Origin of the sequence: Bacillus sp. S2(2019), from assembly GCF_005144805.1 — a bacterium.
Classification (GTDB): Bacteria; Bacillota; Bacilli; order Bacillales; family Bacillaceae; genus Bacillus; species Bacillus altitudinis.
In genome coordinates this window covers 763986-784366 of sequence record NZ_SWFL01000001.1, presented here as the reverse complement: position 1 = coordinate 784366, position 20381 = coordinate 763986, and the positions used below count along the sequence as shown (strand labels likewise).

19 protein-coding genes and 1 riboswitch are annotated in these 20381 nt (G+C 41.3%); of the genes, 11 read left to right on the top strand and 8 right to left on the bottom strand.

Annotation, left to right across the window (positions count from 1 at the left end; translation table 11 throughout):
• Nucleotides 1-4 precede the first annotated feature (4 nt).
• The 4 genes from FBF75_RS04015 to FBF75_RS04000 all read right to left on the bottom strand — a co-directional run bounded on the left by FBF75_RS04015 (nucleotide 5) and on the right by FBF75_RS04000 (nucleotide 7081).
• The gene (locus FBF75_RS04015; RefSeq protein WP_041507476.1) at nucleotides 5-940 is read right to left on the bottom strand and encodes a hypothetical protein; all 936 of its coding nucleotides are present in this window, start codon (nucleotides 938-940) and stop codon (nucleotides 5-7) included.
• A 117-nt stretch (nucleotides 941-1057) separates the two neighbouring features.
• Nucleotides 1058-4486, bottom strand: coding sequence for a methionine synthase (metH, locus tag FBF75_RS04010; protein WP_136944456.1), 3429 nt, complete (start codon nucleotides 4484-4486; stop codon nucleotides 1058-1060).
• Nucleotides 4470-6311, bottom strand: coding sequence for a bifunctional homocysteine S-methyltransferase/methylenetetrahydrofolate reductase (locus FBF75_RS04005; RefSeq protein ID WP_007499079.1), 1842 nt, complete (start codon nucleotides 6309-6311; stop codon nucleotides 4470-4472). Before FBF75_RS04005 ends, metH begins: the two co-directional genes overlap by 17 nt.
• A 78-nt stretch (nucleotides 6312-6389) precedes the next feature.
• Nucleotides 6390-6508, bottom strand: a riboswitch (SAM riboswitch).
• 81 nt (nucleotides 6509-6589) lie between these two features.
• The gene (locus FBF75_RS04000; RefSeq protein WP_136944455.1) at nucleotides 6590-7081 is read right to left on the bottom strand and encodes a YajQ family cyclic di-GMP-binding protein; all 492 of its coding nucleotides are present in this window, start codon (nucleotides 7079-7081) and stop codon (nucleotides 6590-6592) included.
• A 226-nt stretch (nucleotides 7082-7307) separates the two neighbouring features.
• Between FBF75_RS04000 and FBF75_RS03995 the strand changes: the two genes are divergently transcribed.
• The 3 genes from FBF75_RS03995 to FBF75_RS03985 all read left to right on the top strand — a co-directional run bounded on the left by FBF75_RS03995 (nucleotide 7308) and on the right by FBF75_RS03985 (nucleotide 10937).
• Entirely contained in the window at nucleotides 7308-8156 is an 849-nt protein-coding gene (locus FBF75_RS03995) for a CvfB family protein (RefSeq protein ID WP_017360190.1), read from the top strand.
• Between the two features lie 157 nt (nucleotides 8157-8313).
• Entirely contained in the window at nucleotides 8314-9291 is a 978-nt protein-coding gene (locus FBF75_RS03990) for a BMP family lipoprotein (protein ID WP_039963434.1), read from the top strand.
• Nucleotides 9288-10937, top strand: a complete 1650-nt coding sequence (locus FBF75_RS03985; RefSeq protein ID WP_136944454.1) for a methyl-accepting chemotaxis protein — start codon at nucleotides 9288-9290, stop codon at nucleotides 10935-10937. Before FBF75_RS03990 ends, FBF75_RS03985 begins: the two co-directional genes overlap by 4 nt.
• Nucleotides 10938-10978: 41 nt before the next feature.
• Here FBF75_RS03985 and FBF75_RS03980 read toward each other — a convergent pair whose 3' ends face one another.
• The gene (locus FBF75_RS03980; protein WP_039963433.1) at nucleotides 10979-11836 is read right to left on the bottom strand and encodes a DegV family protein; all 858 of its coding nucleotides are present in this window, start codon (nucleotides 11834-11836) and stop codon (nucleotides 10979-10981) included.
• A gap of 141 nt (nucleotides 11837-11977) precedes the next feature.
• Between FBF75_RS03980 and FBF75_RS03975 the strand changes: the two genes are divergently transcribed.
• Both FBF75_RS03975 and FBF75_RS03970 read left to right on the top strand, forming a co-directional pair.
• Nucleotides 11978-12820 (top strand): YitT family protein, encoded by an 843-nt coding sequence (locus tag FBF75_RS03975; RefSeq protein ID WP_007499067.1) that lies wholly within the window; start codon nucleotides 11978-11980, stop codon nucleotides 12818-12820.
• A 14-nt stretch (nucleotides 12821-12834) separates the two neighbouring features.
• Nucleotides 12835-13290, top strand: coding sequence for a BsuPI-related putative proteinase inhibitor (locus FBF75_RS03970; protein ID WP_008348542.1), 456 nt, complete (start codon nucleotides 12835-12837; stop codon nucleotides 13288-13290).
• Between the two features lie 40 nt (nucleotides 13291-13330).
• Here the strand turns inward: FBF75_RS03970 and FBF75_RS03965 are convergent, their stop codons facing one another.
• The 3 genes from FBF75_RS03965 to FBF75_RS03955 all read right to left on the bottom strand — a co-directional run bounded on the left by FBF75_RS03965 (nucleotide 13331) and on the right by FBF75_RS03955 (nucleotide 14572).
• Nucleotides 13331-13522, bottom strand: a complete 192-nt coding sequence (locus FBF75_RS03965) for a DUF3813 domain-containing protein (protein ID WP_008348541.1) — start codon at nucleotides 13520-13522, stop codon at nucleotides 13331-13333.
• Nucleotides 13519-13671, bottom strand: coding sequence for a hypothetical protein (locus tag FBF75_RS03960; protein ID WP_008348539.1), 153 nt, complete (start codon nucleotides 13669-13671; stop codon nucleotides 13519-13521). Before FBF75_RS03960 ends, FBF75_RS03965 begins: the two co-directional genes overlap by 4 nt.
• 88 nt (nucleotides 13672-13759) lie before the next feature.
• Nucleotides 13760-14572: a Cof-type HAD-IIB family hydrolase gene (locus FBF75_RS03955; protein WP_017360186.1), complete on the bottom strand. Its 813-nt coding sequence runs from the start codon at nucleotides 14570-14572 to the stop codon at nucleotides 13760-13762.
• Nucleotides 14573-14709: 137 nt separating this feature from the next.
• Between FBF75_RS03955 and FBF75_RS03950 the strand changes: the two genes are divergently transcribed.
• From FBF75_RS03950 to argJ, 6 genes are all read left to right on the top strand, one after another.
• Nucleotides 14710-15495, top strand: coding sequence for an alpha/beta fold hydrolase (locus FBF75_RS03950; protein WP_008348536.1), 786 nt, complete (start codon nucleotides 14710-14712; stop codon nucleotides 15493-15495).
• A gap of 46 nt (nucleotides 15496-15541) precedes the next feature.
• Nucleotides 15542-15850: a metal-sulfur cluster assembly factor gene (locus FBF75_RS03945; RefSeq protein ID WP_003211530.1), complete on the top strand. Its 309-nt coding sequence runs from the start codon at nucleotides 15542-15544 to the stop codon at nucleotides 15848-15850.
• A gap of 116 nt (nucleotides 15851-15966) precedes the next feature.
• On the top strand, nucleotides 15967-17412 hold the full coding sequence (locus FBF75_RS03940) for an FAD-binding oxidoreductase (protein ID WP_136944453.1): 1446 nt from the start codon (nucleotides 15967-15969) through the stop codon (nucleotides 17410-17412).
• Entirely contained in the window at nucleotides 17409-17957 is a 549-nt protein-coding gene (locus FBF75_RS03935; RefSeq protein ID WP_136944452.1) for an MFS transporter, read from the top strand. The genes FBF75_RS03940 and FBF75_RS03935 overlap by 4 nt, the downstream gene beginning before the upstream one ends.
• Before the next feature lie 138 nt (nucleotides 17958-18095).
• Entirely contained in the window at nucleotides 18096-19133 is a 1038-nt protein-coding gene (gene argC, locus FBF75_RS03930; protein WP_076822037.1) for an N-acetyl-gamma-glutamyl-phosphate reductase, read from the top strand.
• Nucleotides 19134-19153: 20 nt separating this feature from the next.
• Nucleotides 19154-20374: a bifunctional ornithine acetyltransferase/N-acetylglutamate synthase gene (gene argJ, locus FBF75_RS03925; RefSeq protein WP_035700269.1), complete on the top strand. Its 1221-nt coding sequence runs from the start codon at nucleotides 19154-19156 to the stop codon at nucleotides 20372-20374.
• Nucleotides 20375-20381: the final 7 nt, after the last annotated feature.

Here is a 20381-nt window from a genome sequence, read left to right as displayed (position 1 = left end):
TAGTTTAATAATTGAGGTCACGGTTGTATTCATATTCAAAGGTGAGCTGTAAGTTCTTAATTGAGACAACGCCTACTTTGATTAACCGTCCACCGATCAATTGAGGAACCTCGGTTGCATTAAAAGAAACAAAAAAGCGGTCTTTAGCTGGCACTTGACTTGTTTTATAAGAAGAGATGTCAACTTTTTGACCGTTCCAAGGTACGTTCACTGTTCCGCCTTTTAAGGAAGAGACGGTGAATACATAATTATATGCATTTGTACTGCCTTTTTCAGCTTCTAATGACAGGCCAGTGACAACGGCATCCTGCGGCAAGCTGCTTAAATCAAAAGAAGAATTGGGAGATCCGGCTTCATTGAAACTATTCAATGTGGCAGGTGATCCATATCGTTTCGTTGTGCCTTTTTCAATACTTTTATCAAAGACAATACGATACATGTTGTCCTCTTCATTTAATAATTGCTTTGGTTTGACGGCTAAATAGTAGTCAGTGCTTGCGGCAATTTTCGGCATATGGATGATTTCATTTTGGTTGTTTGTCCGCACAGAGGAAGACACGAGTGACCCGCTCTGATTGTAAAGATAAAGATCGAAATCATTTCCAGCTTTCACATTGACGAGTTTGATAGAAAAGCGGCCATCTGCTCCATCAAATTTAGAGCTGGTGAACCGGTAAAAATCAATGTCATTCATAGAAGAGATACTGCCTTCGTGATATAAATAGGTCTTGTTTAGATGAAGAGAGTGCTGTAAGAATTGAGCTTTTTCCATCGTATCATTGTTTGCATAATCACTGTCTGGATACAGATGCTCCAATTCTTCTGTATAATATTTTGTTTGTTTCGTAGACGTTTCACTTGCTTGAGCAGGTGATTGGAAAAGAGGGCTAGCGATAAAGAGGCCTGTAAGCAATAAAACCCCGATCTTCTTTTTGAACATGACAAACATCTCCTTTTAAGTAAATAACTTTCATTTATAATATCGGTAAATAAACTTAATTTTTCATATTTATTCCATTTTTATTTATAAAAAGAACCTCCAATTCAGGAGGTTTTTTTAGTGAACGTTAAAATATCGAGCTTCAGGATGAGAAACGACAATGGCTGAAACGGATGCTTCAGGCTCCATCATAAACCCTTCTGTGAGATGAATCCCGATTTTTTCTGGCTGCAGCAGGTGAAATAGTTTTTCTTGGTCTTCTAGATTAGGGCACGCTGGATAGCCAAAGGAATAGCGCTGACCTTGATATTTGGCTTGGAACCGTTTCTCCATCGTGAAATCGACTGGGTCTGGGAATCCCCATTTATCACGAATTACTTGGTGCGTTCGTTCAGCCAATCCTTCTGCAAGCTCAAGTGCTAAAGCTTGGACCGCATGCATTTTCAAATAGTCACCCTCTTGTTTAAATTGCTGCGCAACTTCTCGTATGCGGGCGCCAGCCGTCACTGCAAATAAGGCGATATAATCTTTCTCGTTCTCTCCGCTTTTCCGCACATAATCAGAAATAGACCGATACGGAAGTTTTTCCTGTCTTGGAAATTGGAATGTCTCAATGACGCGGTCAGGCGTTTCTGGATCATAGATATGCAGGTCATTCCCATTTGAACTGGCAGGGAAGAATTGATAGACGAATGCAGGTGCAAACCAGTTTTTCTCTCTGCCTTCTTGAAGAAGATCTGTGATCAGCTGTTTTAACTCTAATGCTTTTGGATGCTGTTCAGCCAAGAGTTTTTTTACCTTTCCTTTTAAACCGAGGTGATGGCCGATCAGCATTTGCTCATTGACATAGGGCATAATGTGGTGCAAATCAATATCCCGTACATAATGGCGTTTCGTATTTTCTGGCGTGAAAATCGCTGCCTCCGGAAGTGTCGCGCGTTTTTCTAGTAATTCAATCACGGCTTTTGGCTGCGTTGTTTCTTTTTCCTTATGGAGTGTTTCTTGATCCTCTAAGGGTTTTGTTTGAAATTGAAGAGGGTTCGCTCTTAATTCATTCGCTAAAGACAGGCCGTCCATTGCATCTTTGGCGTAAAGGACGGGGCCATCATATTGAGGCGAAATTTTCATCTTCGTAAACTTCCGTGAAAGCGCCGCGCCGCCCACCAAAATGGGAACAGAGATGCTTGCTTTTTGTAAATCTTGAGCGGTCAAGACCATTTGCTGTGCTGATTTGACAAGTAAACCTGATAATCCAATCATATCTGGCTTTTCTTTTTGCACCGCTTCAATCAATGTTTGTGGAGTTACTTTGATTCCGAGATCGACGACTTGAAAGCCATTATTGCTCAAAATGATGTCGACCAGGTTTTTCCCTATATCATGGACATCGCCTTTGACGGTGGCGAGGAGAATCTTCCCTTTGCCGCTTGCGTCCTTTTTCTCCATAAATTGCTCAAGGTATGAAACAGATGCTTTCATGACCTCAGCGGATTGGAGGACTTCAGCTACAATCAATTCGTTTTGATTAAAAAGGCGCCCAACCTCTGACATTCCCTGCATTAATGGTCCATTGATGATATGAAGAGGTGATTCAAATTTCTCCAAAGCAAGGGCAAGGTCATCAATCAGGCCTTCTTTCGTCCCTTCGACGACATAGAGTGCCAGTCTTTCATCAAGCGATAAGGAGATCTTTGGTTTTTTCTCTGTTTTCTTTTTCCCGCGATAAAATTGTGTGAACTCAGCAAGGGTTTGATCATTTGTTTCATAAAGTAAAGTTTCAGCCAGTTTGATTTCTTCCTTTGGAATTGAAGCGAAGCGTTCAAGCTTTTCAGTATTCACGATCGCATAATCAAGTCCTGCTTTGACGCAGTGATACAAATAAACGGCATTCAATATTTCTCTGCCGACTGGTGGGAGTCCGAAAGACACGTTACTAATGCCTAAAATGGTGAGACATTCAGGCAGTGCTGCTTTGATTCGCTCAATGCCTTTAATCGTCTCTTCAGCAGCACCAATATACTGTTCGTCTCCAGTACCTACTGGAAAGACAAGCGGGTCAAAAATGATATCACTCGCAGGGATTCCATATTTTTTCGTGAGCAGGTCATGGGATCTTACGGCAATCTCAAGTTTTCGATCTGCTGTGACGGCCATCCCTGTTTCATCGATTGTTCCAACAACAAGTGCGCCGCCATATAGCTTGACAAGCGGAAGAATCTCTTCAAAGCGCTCTTCTCCATCCTCTAAATTAATAGAATTAATAATGGCTTTTCCTTGAGAATACATGAGTGCTTTTTCGATGACATGTTTATCGGTTGAATCAATGACAAAAGGAGCTTTCACTTTTTTCATGGCTTCTTTTAAAAAGCCTTCCATGTCTGCTATCTCATCACGATCAGGATCTGCTAGACACACATCAATGACGTGAGCGCCATTTTTCACTTGAGCACGGGCAATTTCTGCTGCCTCTTCAAACTTTTGTTCTGCGATGAGCCGTTTGAATTTGCGTGAACCAATGACATTTGTGCGCTCACCAACAAAGAGAGGGCGCATCGCTTCTTCATAAATGAGGGGCTCGATTCCTGATACGGTATGCGGTGATGACTCATGCGACATGCTGCGGGGCTGAAGCGAACGTACTTCATCTGATAATGCCTGAATATGTGCAGGCGTTGTACCGCAGCAGCCACCGACGATATTTAACCAGCCTTCTTTTGCAAAAGCGGCAATTTTTTTAGCAAGCGAAGCAGGGGATTCGTGATATTGTCCTTCTTCATCAGGGAGACCAGCGTTTGGATAGCAACTGACAGCCGACTTTGAGATGGAGGAGAGTGTACGGATATGGTCTGTCATAAATTCTGGACCAGTTGCACAGTTTAGTCCGACGCTGATTGGTTTCATATGCTCAAGTGAGATATAAAAGGCTTCAATATCTTGACCGGCAAGGGTGGTGCCCATTGGTTCGATCGTCCCTGACACCATCAGTGGTAGCTCAATACCGGTTGCGTGAAAGGCTTCTTGAATGCCTTTAAATCCAGCTTTGACATTCAGCATGTCTTGACTCGTTTCTAAAAGAAGAGCATCACATTTCCCATCAATCAGGGCGCGGGCTTGTTCTTCATAATTTGCAACGAGCTCTTCAAACGTTGTGCCGCCTGTCACGGATAATGTTTTTGTAGTGGGTCCCATTGCGCCTACAACAAAGCGGGGCCATTCTGGCGTCGACAAACGGTCTGCTTCACGCTTTGCTAGCTGAGCTGCTTTTACGTTCAATTCATAGGCGAGATGGCCAAGTCCATATTCATCGAGAACGAGCTTTGTCGCACCGAATGTATTCGTTTCAATGAGGTCAGCACTTGCCTCTAGGTATTGCCGGTGAATCGTGGAGATAATGTGAGGGGCTGTGACGTTTAAATATTCGTTACAGCCCTCATACTCTTCTCCGCCGAAATCCTCTGCTGTGAGATCGGCGTTTTGAATCATTGTGCCCATTGCACCGTCAAGGACGAGGATGCGTTTTTTGAGCTGTTCAGTGATAGTTGGCATGGATGTTTGGCTCCTTTTCTTTCTGATGGATGTAAGTTGTCAGTTCTGCTGTTAAATCTGATCGAAGGAAAGGGGTAATTAAATAGATACCATTAAACAATTCGCAAGCTGTATCTAATAAAGAGCGGGCAATCGCTAATCCTTCTGTCCGCTGCTTTTCTTTATCTTCGCCTGCCTTGGCCATAATCTCACGAATCGAGTCAGACAATTTAATGCCGGGAATTTCATGATGAATAAACTCAGCATTTCGGCTGCTTGTTAGCGGCATAATGCCGATATAAATCGGTTTATCCAAATGTCGGCTTTCTTCATGAATTTTCACAAGCTGTTCCTCAGAGTAAACAGGTTGTGAAATAAAATAATCGGCCCCGTATTCGATTTTCTTCTCGAGGCGTTTGACTGCTTTATCAATATGACGGACATTTGGATTAAACGCGCCAGCCACTGAAAAATTAGTCTTTTTCCCGAGCGGCTTCCCGGAGAAAGATAGTCCCTCGTTAAATTGTTTGATCAGACGGATCAAATCAAAGGAGGTTAAATCATACACAGATGTCGCACCTGGGAAGTCTCCAATTTTAGACGGATCGCCTGTGATGGCTAAAATATCGGTTAGTCCAAGTGTGTCCAGCCCCATTAAGTGGGATTGGAGTCCAATCAAATTGCGATCACGACATGTGATATGGACAAGTGAACGCATATCAAGCTGCTGTTTTAATAAAGCGCCGCATGCCACATTGCTAATACGCGGGGTAGCTAGAGAGTTATCGGCCAGCGTGAGGGCATCAATGCCTGCACTTTTTAATTCGTTCGCTGCGACGAGGAATTTTTCAAAGTTCAGCTTCTTCGGCGGATCCAGCTCGACGATAATTGAACGTTTTTTCACAGCCAGCTCGTCAAGACCTGGTTCTGTCCGTTGATCTTGGATGGAAATGATTTCTTCTTTTAATACTTTCACTTCTTTTTCGGTAATAGGTGCTAAATCTTTGACCGCCTCAGCCATAGCACTAATATGCTGAGGGGTTGTTCCGCAGCAGCCTCCAATGATTCGTGCGCCCTGATTTCTAAACTCAAGTGCACTTTTTCGGAAATAATCATTATCTGTATCATAGACGAGTCTGCCTTCTTCAAGGGAGGGGAGACTGCTGTTTGGATAGACAGATAAATGAGAATTTTCCAAAAGTGGAACACCTTCAAGTGCCTGAATCATATGATAAGGGCCTAATCGGCAGTTAATGCCGACGACATCAGCGCCAAGTGAGGATAATTCAGATAAACCGTCTTTTAGCGGTGTACCGTCCTGCAATACACCTTGCTCATGCATGGAGACGTTCATGACAATCGGAAGCGCTGTTTCTTTGCGAGCAATCTCAAGAACGGCTTTTGCTTCTTCAATATCGTAATATGTTTCAAGCAGTAATCCATCAGGCTCTTCATTTAAAAGGATATAGAGCTGTTCTCTAAAGCTCCGTTTAATCTCGTCTAAAGAGTAGGCATTTTTGTTAAATGTTCGAATGCCACCGATCGTTCCAAGGACATAAGCTGAGCCAGCGGCTGCTTTGGCAATTTGTACAGCTTTTGTGTTAATGCGTTTTGTTTCTTCTTCTAAACCGTAGCGGGATAGTTTAATATAATTCGCACCGTATGTGTTCGTTTGAATAATGTCCGCTCCAGCTTGCACATATGCCTCGTGCACTCTTTTGACTTCATCTTCTTTTGATAAATTTAATTCTTCAAAGCAACGGTCAATGCCATAAGAGTATAAAAGTGTTCCCATTGCTCCATCAGCAATCAGTACGCGATTTTGTAAGTCTTGTAATAGGCCCATTGGTTTCCTCCTTATTTCTATGTAACAAAAAAAGCCTTCTGATAAGAAGAAGACTTTTTGGCTGTATGGAAATTCTTCTTCTTATCTTCCAAGCAGTTGCTTGCTGGATTTAGCACCTTGGTCATAGAAAATAGATTTCTACTACACCGGTTGCTGAGGCTTCACAGGGCCAGTCCCTCTGCCTCTCTTGATAAGAAAGCGATATGAACATGTCAATGAATTGAACTTCCATCAACTGTATCGAAAAAATCGGAAATAATCAATGGAAAATTTGAAATTTATCGAAAATTTATAAATTGGACGTCAATCGGTAAATCTGCCTTGCGCATAAGCGCCATCACTTCTTGTAAATCATCTTTATTTTTTCCTGTCACACGCACTTGGTCATCTTGAAATTGCGACTTTACTTTTATACCAGATTGTTTGATCAAGGCATTGATCTTTTTGGCATTGTCCTTATCAATCCCGCTAATCAGCTTTGCACGCTTGCGAACGGTTCCACCTAGGGCATGTTCTGTTTTTCCGTAGTCAATGTTTTTAGTCGGTACGTTTCGTTTAATCAGTTTTGTCACAAGGACATCCTTTAGCTGCTCCAGCTTGAAGTCATCATCAGAAATGAGAACGAGTTCTTCTTTTTCTAGTGAAATATCACTTTTACTTCCTTTAAAATCATAACGGTTTTTAATTTCTTTCAGTGCTGCTTGAATGGCGTTTTGCACCTCTGGCAGCTCCACCTTCGATACAATATCAAATGAATTTTCTTTTGCCATCACATATGACCTCCAACTATAGATATTGCGTCTATTTTATCATGCCCATAGGGGAAGAAGAAACTTTATCGAAGAGAGTTCAGATGTATGCGGTATAATTCAAGTACAGTTTGTCCACTTTAGCTAACAGAACTAGAGATGTTCATGATGACAGAAGTATAGTAGAATAAAGTGAATCAAAAGATGAACGAACGCTCTTTTAAGGGCAGATAGGAAGGAAGAGAACATGAGACCAGGTGAGCAACTGACCTTGCAAATAGATAACGAGATGGAATACGGCTACTTTTTAACAGATGGCGAAGATTCTGTTCTCCTACATCGCAGTGAGATGACAGAGGATATTGGAGATCGTGATGAAGTAGAGGTCTACTTATATGTAGATCATGAAGAAAGACTGGCAGCGACGATGAAAATTCCTAAAATCAATGCACATACATACGACTGGGTAGAAGTTGTAGACGTTGTAGAAGATATGGGTGCTTTTGTCGATATAGGTTTGTCAAAGGATGCACTTGTTGCAACTGAACACCTCCCGCCTTTTGAGGAAGCGTGGCCGAAAAAAGGCGACAAACTATACTGTATGCTCAAAGTGACAAGTTACGGGAGAATGTTCGCAAAACCAGCCACTGAAGATGTGATCAGTGAATTATTTACTGAAGCGCCAGAAACGTTAATGAACAAAGAAATTACGGGAACGATTTATCGCTTAATTGCGACAGGTTCTTTTATGCTGACAGATACAGGCGTGCGTGGGTTTATCCACCGCACGGAACGAAAGGAAGAGCCTAGATTAGGATCGACCGTGACAGGACGCGTCATCGCAGTGAAAGAGGACGGAACCGTGAACGTTTCTCTGCTTCCTAGAAAACAGGATGCACTATCTGTCGATGCAGAAGAAATCTTAACTTATATGAGAACGAGAAACGGTGCAATGCCTTACGGGGATAAAAGTGATCCAGAAGATATCCGGGAAAGATTTCAAATGAGTAAAGCAGCCTTCAAACGAGCATTAGGTCATCTGATGAAAAATGATCTTGTTTACCAAAAAGAAGGGTGGACATACGAGAAAAAGTGAGCATTTGCTCACTTTTTTTATTTTTGTCATAAATAATGGTTTTTTTCAGTGAAAAAAGTCATGAAAAAAGCTGAAAATCCTTCACTTTATCATTGAAACAATGACTCTCAAATCCGATAAATAAGGGGTAAGGATGATAAAAGGAGTGTGTTTTTGGATGAAAGTGAAGATTTCATTACTTCTGATGGCAGCTATGATCATGGTACTCGCCTCATGCAGCAATCAGCAGGGAGGACCACCGGTATCAAATACGAAGCATATTGGTGTCATGCTGACGGATGATGGTCTTGGTGATCAATCATTTAACGATTCATCATTTAAAGGATTAGAAAAAGCACGTGATGAGCTTGGCATTGAATTCGATTATAGAGAAATTGCAGAAACCGATACATATGAAAAAGGGCTGACCGAGCTTGTGAAAGATGGAAATGACCTGATCATCGGTGTAGGTTTCAGTATGCAAGAAGACTTAGAAAAGGTAGCCAAAAAATATCCGAAAAAGCAATTTTTACTCATTGATGCTGTGTCTGAATTGAAAAATGTCACATCAGTGACTTTTAAAGAAGAGCAGGGCAGCTATTTAGCGGGAGCACTTGCTGCCATGACAACAAAAAGTGATGTCATTGGTTTTGTGGGCGGAGTCGATGCAGAGGTGATCCATCGATTTGAACAAGGCTATCAAAAAGGCGCAAAATCAGTGAATCCGAAAATTAAGGTCGTATCCACGTATGCTGGCACATTTAGTGATGCAGGCAAAGGCAGTAAAATAGCGAAAGACATGATCAAAAAGAAAGCAGATGTTTTATATGCCGCAGCCGGTTATACGGGTGTTGGTGTATTAAAAGAAGCGCAAACGCAAGGCAAATACGCAATCGGCGTGGACAGCGATCAGTATTATACAGCTGAAAAAGCCGTTATTTCGTCTATGGTCAAAAACGTAGATGAAGTCGTTTATCAATTCAGCGAACAGCTCGTCAAAAGCAGCAACATCAAAAGCGGGCATATCGTTTATGACTTAAGCAATGACGGAATCGATATGGCGAGAATCCGGGTACTCAAAGATGCTGAGAAATTGACCAAAAAATTAAATGGACTGAAGCAGACACTTCTGAAAGAAGAGGGGGCAGCATCATGAGCTTACGCATCAAAATTTTGCTCAACTCACTCATTTCACTTCTTTTAGCGGTTGGCGTAATTGCCTTTATTATTGTGAGCATGACAAAGATTCAGTCATCAAGCGAAACAGAAGTTCAAACCTTACTGAACGTACAAAAAACGAAGGCCAGCTTTGAAAGTGTCGAACAAGCCATGACCAATTATTCCATGACCCTTTCAGATGAACAGCTAGAGGTCGTTCAAACCGATATATCGACAGCGAAAAAACAGCTGCAAATGTTAAACAAAAACGCAGGAAATATGAACAAAGAAGCCCTAACACGGTTAAATTCAAAGTTTGACACATGGACGCAAGAAGCAAACAATGCCATTGGTGAAAAAAATGCCTCTGATGCCAGACGAGTAGCTGCCAGAATTGACGGTGTTTTAAACGACGTGCATACGATGAATAAAAGAGCACAAGAAGCGTATGAATACCATTTAGAGGAGGCGGCAGACAATGTGCAAAGGATCATCACAAGCGCATCTGTCGCAGCCCTCACGCTGATTGTCATCGCCGTCTTTTTAAATATTGGTTTAACGAGATCCATTGTGACACCAATCAAATCCCTTTCTTACCGGGCAAAACAGATTGCCGAAGGAAACCTCGCTGTGGAGCGGATGAACATCAAGCGGAAAGATGAAATCGGTGGCTTAAATGAGTCGTTCAATCAAATGACGGATCAGCTGATTAGCTTGATTCAAGAAATCAGTCATGTCTCAAGTCAAGTGGAATCGTTCTCGATTCAGCTAGATGATGAAAACAAAAAGCTTATCGAATCGGCCAATCAAGTGTCTGTATCGACAGACGAAATGGCGAATGGTTCACAAGCGATTTCAGAAGACCTTCAGCATGGCGTTAGTTTGATTGAGAAAATGGATTCACATGGCCGTAAGAATTCCGAAAGATCACATACAGTCATTCGTAGTACAGAGGATGCCATTGAAGCGGTAGAAAGCGGAAAGCACACGTTAACAGAAACAAAAGCAGCCATTGAAAAAAATACACGTGCGACGAGACAAATTGAAGAGTCTGCAGGAGAATTCACTCAGTACGCAAGCGGAATCTCCGCAATGGCCAAAACGGTTTCTGACATTGCGGACCAGACAAACCTCCTCTCACTCAATGCGGCGATTGAAGCGGCAAGAGCAGGAGAAGCAGGCAAAGGGTTTGCCGTCGTAGCGGACGAAATTCGTAAGCTGGCAGATGAATCGTCTCGTGCAACAAGACAAATTTTTGACATGGTGAGTCATATTGAAAAAGGCATTCAATCCATTAGCCAAACTGTACAAGAAGGGGTTAAGCTATCACTTCAGCAGCAAGATGCAATGGACAAAACCTCACACTCCTTTGAAGATATAGAAACAAAAGCACAACATATTAAGCAAGAAATGGCGGTCTTAAATGACCAAATTATTCAATCAACAGAGCTTGGCGGACAAGTGCTGAACTCGATTGAAAATATTAGTGCCGTTGTAGAAGAAACGGCAGCGGGCAGCGAAGAAATTTCTGCCTCGGCAAACGAACAGCTGCAATCTTTCCATCAAATGAACAAACAAGTAGAAGAACTGATGAGTATGACAGCAAGATTAAACGAAACCGTTCACCGATTTAAGCTATCATAAGAAAAGCACCCTTCCCGTGATGTTTCAGGGAAGGGTGCTTTTTATGATGGGCTGCCTGTAAAGAAGATGGCAAGTGTGCTAGGGCCTGAGTGGGACCCAACAGCCGCGCCGATGACCTCGATGTCGATTTCTTTTGGGTGAAATTCCGCTTCGATTAATTGTCTCATTTCTTCTGCAAGTGCAGGGTCATCTCCATGACTAATGCCAACAGTTTGACTAGACCAGTCAGATCCGCGTTCTTTCATCAGCTCGATAATGCGTTTCAACAATTTTTTACGGCCACGAATTTTTTCAAGGGGTATCAGTTTTCCATCCTCAACGTGTAAAATGGGTTTAATACTTAACAATCCGCCAACAAATGCGGACGCTTTACTGATTCTTCCGCCTCTTGCTAAATACGATAAATCGTCTACAGTAAAAATATGTTGTAAAGATTCACAAAAATGCTTTACAGACGTTTCAATTTCTTGTATTGTATTTCCGTCAATGGCAAGTGATTGAGCGTGTTTGACAGCTAGTCCATAACCAAGTGAAGCACATTTAGAATCAATGATTCGTAAATCGAAATCAGGGTATTCTTCCTTCACTTCGTTTGCCATCATCACAGCGGTTTGGTATGTACCTGAAAGCTCTGATGAAAAGGCAACATAGATAGCGGATGTATGGGTTTGTGCTGCAGAAACAAAGGCTTCTTTGATCCGGTTCGGTGAAGCTTGTGATGTTTTTGGACTTGCGCCTTGTCTCATCGCATCAAATACTTGTTTTGGTTCAATGGTGATCAAATCCTCAAATTCCTGCTCACCGAGTAACACACGCAGCGGAATGAGTGTCATGTTTTGTTCATCATAATAAGAAAGAGGCAGATCAGCAGCACTGTCTGCTATGATATGAACAGTCATCAAAATCCCTTCTTTCTAAAAAAATCAACCATATTTTACATCTTTTTAGCCTAACTATATCATAGAAAATCATTTTTTCGTGTTCAAATTCTAAATTTTAGGGAAAACCATAGAGAGAATGGTAAGTGGAGGAATGACAACATGTTCATTGGAGAAGCAAAAAAATTCATCGTCGTCGTCATTGGTGCCTTACTCAATGCGATTGGACTGAATTTATTTTTAATCCCTGCTGACGTATATGCAAGTGGTTTTACAGGGGTTGCCCAGCTGTTATCTAGTTTAATCGATCAATATGCACCGTTTTATTTATCAACAGGGATCCTATTATTTATTTTAAACATTCCGGTCGGCATTTTAGGTTGGATGAAGGTTGGTCGTTCCTTTACTTTGTATAGCATTATTAGTGTGGCACTGACAACGATTTTCCTCGGCATTTTACCAGAGACAAGTGTTTCTGAAGATATTTTATTAAATGCTGTATTTGGCGGAGTCATTTCTGCACTTGGCATTGGGATTACACTGAAATATGGGGCATCTACAGGCGGCCTTGACATTATTGCGATGATTTTAGCGAAATGGAAAGACAAACCAGTGGGCACGTATTTCTTCATTTTAAACGGAATTATCATTTTTACAGCAGGATTGTTACAAGGTTGGGAGAAAGCTTTATATACCCTTGTCACATTATATGTGACGACTAGGGTAATTGATGCCATCCATACGAGACATGAAAAGCTGACCGCCATGATTGTGACAAAGAAAGCAGATGAAATCAAAGAAGCCATTTATGGAAAAATGGTCAGAGGTATTACGACTGTTCCGGCCAAAGGGGCATTTACCAATGAACAAAAAGAAATGATGGTCATTGTCATTACAAGGTATGAGCTGTATGAACTTGAACAAATTATAAAGGAAGTCGATCCAAAAGCCTTTACAAATATTGTTCAAACAACCAATATTCTTGGATTTTTCAGACGAGATTAAAAGGTGGGTAGAAGATGAAAAAAGGGTTAGTGCTTTTTCTCGTTCTATTGGTTTTAACAGCTTGTGGACAACAAAAAAAGGATGAACCAGACAAGGAGGTATCCGGTCAAATGGGAGAAAAAACCGTTGTACTCACAGTAGACCCCGTCCAAAAAGGTTCTTCGGTTCAATTTCATATGTCACTCAAAAATGAATCAGATCGAGATATTGAATTCACGTTTAACACAAGCCAAAAATTCGAATTGAGTGTGTACGATGAAGACGGAAATGAAAAATACCGTTACTCGAAAGACCGTATGTTCACACAAGCCATCCAATCCTTTGTGCTGAAAGCAGATGAAACATATGACTTCCAAGATACGTGGTCAAACGGTGTGGAGCCGGGAACGTATGAAGCGGTCGTCACATTTAAAGGAAAAGCAGAAGGGCTAAAGCAAATCACTGAGAAGAAAACGTTCCAAGTGAAATAAGCATAAGAAAAGCTGTCCACAAAGCGGACAGCTTTTTTCGTTAAAGATCATCAAGCAGGTCTTGGAACGTATGCAGCTGGTTTCTTTCTGCATCTGTCGAATTAGCAAATGCAGATGATACGGCGTTTTTAGCTCGCTGAACTGCTTGTTGACGCTCTAAACCAGATGGAAATGAAGAAGTAAGGGCTTCTTCAGTAAATGATTTGGCTTGATCAAAAAGTTCGTTTCTCACAATGAACCTCCAGAAGCATCAGTCTTCATATTTCCCCTGTCCTCCGCAGCTTCTTCAAGTGTGGAACGATACGGAAAACGTGCGTCATGCAGACTGACTGAATCTTTACCTTGTTGTATAAAGCGTTTCGATTTGCTTCTTTTACCCATTCGGAATCCGCCCCTTTACACAAGCTGACAGGACAACCTGTCTAACGGTAGTATGCCCGCTTCGACCTGCTATGTATGAATGGAAAAATTAAAGCGAGAAGTAATTCGTTAGGAATTTTGCAATCCCATCTTGTTCGTTCGTATCTGTCACTTCATTAGAGACACGTTTCACTGCATCAATTCCGTTGCCCATGGCAACCCCGCATCCAGCAAATTCAAGCATCTCTAAATCATTGTCTTCATCTCCGAATGCCACAATCCGCTCCTGAGGTACACCGTAATAATCACTGATCTTTTGCAGTCCAACGGCTTTGTTCATACCTGTTTTAATAATTTCAATGACATGCCACGGAGCAGCCCAGCGTCTGTGGTCAATCACTTCTGCATGAACATCTGTCAAATAGCTCCGGATCGCTCCGACGTCTTCTTCTTTTGCGTGAATTAAGACGCTTGTGACATTCTCTCCAAGATTGTCCCGAAGGTCTCCAACGGTCACTTTGTTTGCATTCATATTAAATATATCAATGAGCTTTTCATCATGATAATGGAAATACAAATCGTCTAGCACTTCAGCTAACACATTGTGTACTTTATATTCCTCACTAATATCCACAAGCTGTTTCACGACTTGAAGATCAAGTGATGTGTGAAATCTGCCCCATTTTTCATCAAGAGGATGATGGACAAACGCTCCATTAAAGTTCACAATCGGTGAATCGAGCTGCAATTGCTGATAATAAGGAGAGCTGGAACGAAATGGCCGGCCAGTTGAAATACAGACATGATGCCCGCTGTCTTTCACTTTTTGAATGACATCAAGTGTGCGAGTTGAAATCGTTTTATCGTCTTTTAATAACGTGCCATCCAGGTCAAGTGCGATTAGATAAGGTTTAGTCTCCATAAAATCTCCTTTGATCTGTAAGTAATAGGAGGCAGCTAGTGCGGGTGCCTCCACCTATAGTGTATCTTTATCACATCTTCGTTGTCTACATGTTAAAATAAACAAAGACGGGAATGATAAAGGAGGATTCATAGGCTGTGATCACCATTGATGAGCAAATGACGCACGATATTCCATTTTTACATATCGTAAAAGCTGAAAATAAAGATAAACCACTGCCACTTGTATTTTTTATTCATGGATTTACAAGTGCACGCGAGCACAACTTACACTTCGCCTTTCATTTGGCGGAAAAAGGCATGAGAGTCATTTTGCCTGACTGTGCTTATCATGGTGTAAGATCAGAAAACCTCAGCTTAGAGGAACTGGCATCAAAGTTTTGGGAAATCGTCCTGAACGAAATCCGTGAAATCGATATACTTAAGACACATTTTCAAGAAAAACAATTGATTGAAGCCGACCTAATAGGCGTTGCAGGTACTTCCATGGGAGGCATCACGACCTTTGGTGCACTCGCAAAACATGATTGGATTAAAGCGGCAGTCAGCTTGATGGGCAGTCCGAAATATACGACATTCCTACAAGCACAAATTATGGACATGCGGCACAAAGGGTTGATGAAAGAGATTACAGATGAAGAGGTTCATCAGCAATTAGACGCGCTGCGTCCTTATGATTTAACGCTACAAACAGATCGATTAAACAAAAGACCGCTGTTATTCTGGCATGCAGAAAACGATCCAGTTGTCCCTTACAGACATGCAAAAGCTCTTTATGACGAGTTAGCAGAAACCCAATATAAAGAAGATCCGCACCTGATTCGTTTTATTACAGATGGACAGGCTGGCCATAAGGTCTCAAGACAAGCGATGTTTGAAACCATTGACTGGTTTGTGACACACCTGAAAAGCACAAACGTTTAGCCAAAAGGAAAAGTACGTTATACTAGTTGAAAAAGGAGTGGATATCATGGATGAAGCATTGAAAGAAAATATTTTAGGCGCCCTAGAACAGGTGATTGACCCTGAGTTAAACGTAGACATCGTCAACCTTGGACTTGTCTATGATGTCGATCTTGATGAGAATGGAAAAGCGGATATCACAATGACTTTAACATCAATGGGCTGTCCTCTTGCACCAGTTATCGTCGATGAAGTCAAAAAAGCATTAAGCGACTTGCCTGAAGTGAAAGAAACAGAAGTTCACATCGTATGGAATCCACCTTGGACACGTGACAAAATGTCAAGATACGCTAAAATTGCGCTTGGTATTCAATAAGTAAATACGACCTGGTATGAGTAGAACTCGTACCAGGTTTTTTTATGAAAAATTAAGGTAGAGGAGGAGTATGGCTTGATATAATGGATGTAATTTTATAGAACGGAGTACCTATAATGAAACGAAAGTGGATATGGATCGTCCTTTTGATGGGATATGGTGCTGCCTTTTTTGCATCAGTCTCTATACATGAAGATCAAGCACACAAAAGACAAGGACTTGAGGCGTTTACAGATGTGAGTCACCTCATGCCGGTCAAAATAAAAAAAGTCGTGCAAGGAAAAGAAATAGAATCTTTAAAAGAAGTATTAGAAGAAGCAAAAGAGAAGAATCTGCCCATTTCAATCGCCGGAAAGCAGCATAGTATGGGCGGCCACACGTATTATGAAAATGGCATTGTACTAGACATGACGAAATTTCGCCGAATCGTATCATTTAATGAAAAAAAGAAGACCATTCGGGTCCAGAGCGGCGCCACATGGGATGATATTCAAACATATGTGAACCCATATGGTCTTGCAGTAAAGGTGATGCAATCTCAAAACATCTTTACGATTGGTGGCTCGTTAAGTGCAAATGCACATGGACGTGACATTCGCTACGGCTCACTTATTGACACTGTGCGCTCTTTCACACTGTTAAAAGCAGATGGAGAGATCATCACAGTAAAGCCTAGCGATGATTTATTTACTGCCGTGATTGGAGGATACGGCTTATTCGGTGTCATTTTAGATGTTGAGCTGTCCTTAACAAAGGATGAATTATATAAAATGGAGACAACCTCTCTACACTTCGATGAATACACTGATTATTTTCAAAAGCATGTAAAGAACAATAAAGAAGTGCGCATGCATCTCGCAAGAATCTCTACAGCGAAAACAAATTTTTTGAAAGAGATGTATGTGACGAATTATTCACTTACTTCTGATCAACAGATCGATCCATACCGCGAGCTCAAAGAAGATCAGCTCGTCATCCCTTTAAAATTTATGCTCGGCCTTTCGAGAAGATTTGATATGGGGAAAGATTTGCTATGGAACTTGCAAAAGAAGTATTTTCAAAGTCAAAATGACCAGCTGATCACAAGAAATAACGTGATGCGGTCTGATTCTGCTTTTTTAGAATATGAAAATGAGTCAGATACCGATGTGCTTCAAGAATACTTTGTTCCAGTTGATCGTTTTCGTGCGTATATCGATGACATGAGAGGGTTTTTACAACAGGAAGAATTGAATTTAATGAACATCACGATCCGCTACGTACAAAAAAATGAAAAAGCGGATCTCTCATATGCGAAAGAAGATATGTTTGCACTTGTTTTGTTAGTGAATTATGGTTTTGAGAAAGAAGAGAAGGCAGAAGCAGAGCGGGTCATCCGGCAAATGACAGATATCACCTTGCGGCACCATGGAAGCTATTACTTACCATACATGCCTTATCAAACGAAAGCACAAATGAAACAAGCGTATCCAAAAACCGATCTATTCTTTCAAAAGAAAAAGCAAGCAGATCCAGATGGCAGATTTATCAACTACTTTTATGAAAGGTACAATACACAATGAATGCTAAAGCAATGAAATGGTTCGTCTATTCACAAAGTTTACTGTTTTTCGCCAGTAGTCTCATTTTCCCTTTTTATATTCTTTTTATTAAAAATGTTGGGTCGAGCTATTCTCAATTTGGTCTTGCCTATGGTCTGTTTGGTTTGAGCGGTGCGTTCATTCATTTATTATTAGGAAAACTTCCTGAAACGACGGACAGACGCCTCTTTTTAATCATTCATTCGTTTGGTATGGCCTTTCTTCTTCTCCTTTTTCCACATATCACAGAAGTAGAGCAAGTCTATATGATTCAGCTTGCGCTTGGTGCGCTTGGGGGTGTTCAGAAACACGGAGAGAAACTGCTCGTCACCGAACTCACAAATGAGAAAAAGCGAATGAAAGAAGTTGGGTACTATCATTTTTGGACAGCGCTTTTTTCATCCATGGCCATTATGCTTGGCGGCCTGTTTGCTGATTTCTTCACCATTCATTTGATTTTTTATGCAAGTTCCCTATTATATTTATGCAGTGCGCTTCTGGTCCTCAATATGAAGAACAATAGATAAAATCCGCATGTCTCACGAAGATATGTGGATTTTTTTATGAAAAAAAATGAAAACAAATATTAAATATACAATTGAATTAATTTTTATACATGTTATAATGTTAAATAATTTCACAAAGATCAAGAGGGTGTATTGACGTTGAAAATAGGTATTATAGGTGCTACAGGGTACGGTGGTGCGGAATTAGTTCGTATCTTTAAGCAGCATCCACATGTGGAGGAATGTATATTGTATTCATCAAGTGGTGATGGGCAATTATACAGTCAATCTTATCCGCATCTGACAACGATTACTGACCAAACATTAAAAGCCATTGATCCGGCTACCATTGTGCAAGAAACAGATGCTGTGTTTTTAGCGACACCAGCAGGCGTTTCAAGTGAACTCACACCGAAGCTCATGAATCAAGGGGTGCCAATTATTGATTTATCAGGTGACTTGCGCATTCAAGATGGAACTGTTTATGAAGCGTGGTATAAACGAAGGGCAGCGGATGAAGCATCGGTTCAACAAGCTGTATACGGATTATCTGAATTGAATCGTGAAACCATTAAGCAAGCGGAAGTCATTGCAAACCCAGGCTGCTTTCCTACTGCAGTTCTTCTAGGATTAGCACCGCTGATGAAACAGAATTTAATCGATGAATCTATGATCATAATAGATGCAAAAACCGGGGTGTCCGGTGCAGGACGATCAGCCTCACTTGGCACACATTTTTCAGAGCTGAACGATAACTTTAAAATTTATAAGGTGAATGAACATCAGCACACACCTGAAATAGAACAAGTACTTAGAGAATGGAACCCGCAAACGGCGAACATCACATTTTCAACACATCTTGTCCCGATGACAAGAGGGATTATGGCGACGATGTATACACAATTGAAAGCAGATGTCACAAAAGAAGAATTAATGAAACGGATGAAGGACTTTTATGAAGATTCCTATTTTGTAAGAGTGAGAGATCATGGGATATATCCGCAAACAAAAGAAGTATACGGCAGTAACTTCTGTGACATTGGTTTTCATTTAGATGAGCGAACAGGCAGACTGACGATTGTATCTGTCATAGATAATCTCATGAAAGGCGCAGCCGGCCAAGCGGTTCAAAACTTCAATATCATCAAAGGCTTACATGAAGAGGCGGGCCTCACAATGACACCTCTCTATCCATAAGAACAGGGGAGACAACAAACATGATCGAATTGAATGAAAAAAGTATTGTCAAAATAGACGGGGACGTATCATCACCAAAAGGTTTTGAAGCAAAGGGGATTCATATAGGATTACGCTATTCAAAAAAAGACCTTGGCTTGATCATCAGTGAAGTACCAGCAGCGAGTGCAGCGGTATACACTCAAAGTCACTTTCAAGCTGCGCCTCTTCAAGTCACACAAAAAAGCTTAAAAAAGACGGGCAAACTAAAAGGTGTCATTGTCAATAGTGCCATCGCCAACGCATGTACAGGTGAGCAGGGATTAAAAGATGCATACGACATGCAGGCAGCCTGTGCAGACATGTTAGGCACAGAGCCTGATTACATTGCCGTTTCTTCTACTGGTGTCATTGGAGAGTGTCTGGATATGGATAAAATCAAAACAGGCATCGCTCAGCTAAAAGAAGCAAAAGCAGGAAATGGCCACTTTGAAGAAGCGATTTTAACAACAGATACAGTCATTAAAAATACGACATACTCCTTGACGATAGACGGGAAAGAGATTCTCATTTCTGGTGCAGCAAAGGGCTCTGGTATGATTCATCCGAACATGGCAACAATGCTCGGGTTTGTCACAACCGATGCAAATGTCGAACAAGAAGCTTTGCAAAATGCTCTTCGTGACATTACAGATGTGACGTTTAATCAAATTACCGTCGATGGAGAAACATCAACTAACGATATGGTGCTTGTGATGGCAAATGGAATGGCAGAGAACCAGGCACTGAATGAAGAACATCCAGAATGGCCATTGTTTAAAGAAGGATTAAAACTAGCCTGCGAAGATCTAGCAAAAGAGATTGCAAGAGACGGAGAAGGCGCAACTAAATTAATCGAAGCGAAAGTTGTTGGTGCAAAAAACAACTTAGAAGCTGGTATTATTGCAAAAAAAATCGTAGGTTCAAGTCTTGTGAAAACAGCCGTATACGGTACGGACGCCAACTGGGGCCGGATTGTCGGAGCAATCGGTCATAGCGCAGCTTCTGTCACGCCAGATGAGGTTGAAGTTTACTTAGGCGGGCAATGTCTGTTTAAACATAATGAACCTCAGTCTTTCTCAGAAGAGGAAGCAAAAGCGTATCTAGAGCAGGATGAGATTACGATTTTCATTCAAATGAATGAAGGAAATGGTGAAGCGGCCGCATGGGGCTGTGACCTTACCTATGATTATGTGAAAATTAACGCGAGCTATCGCACATAATGAAGGA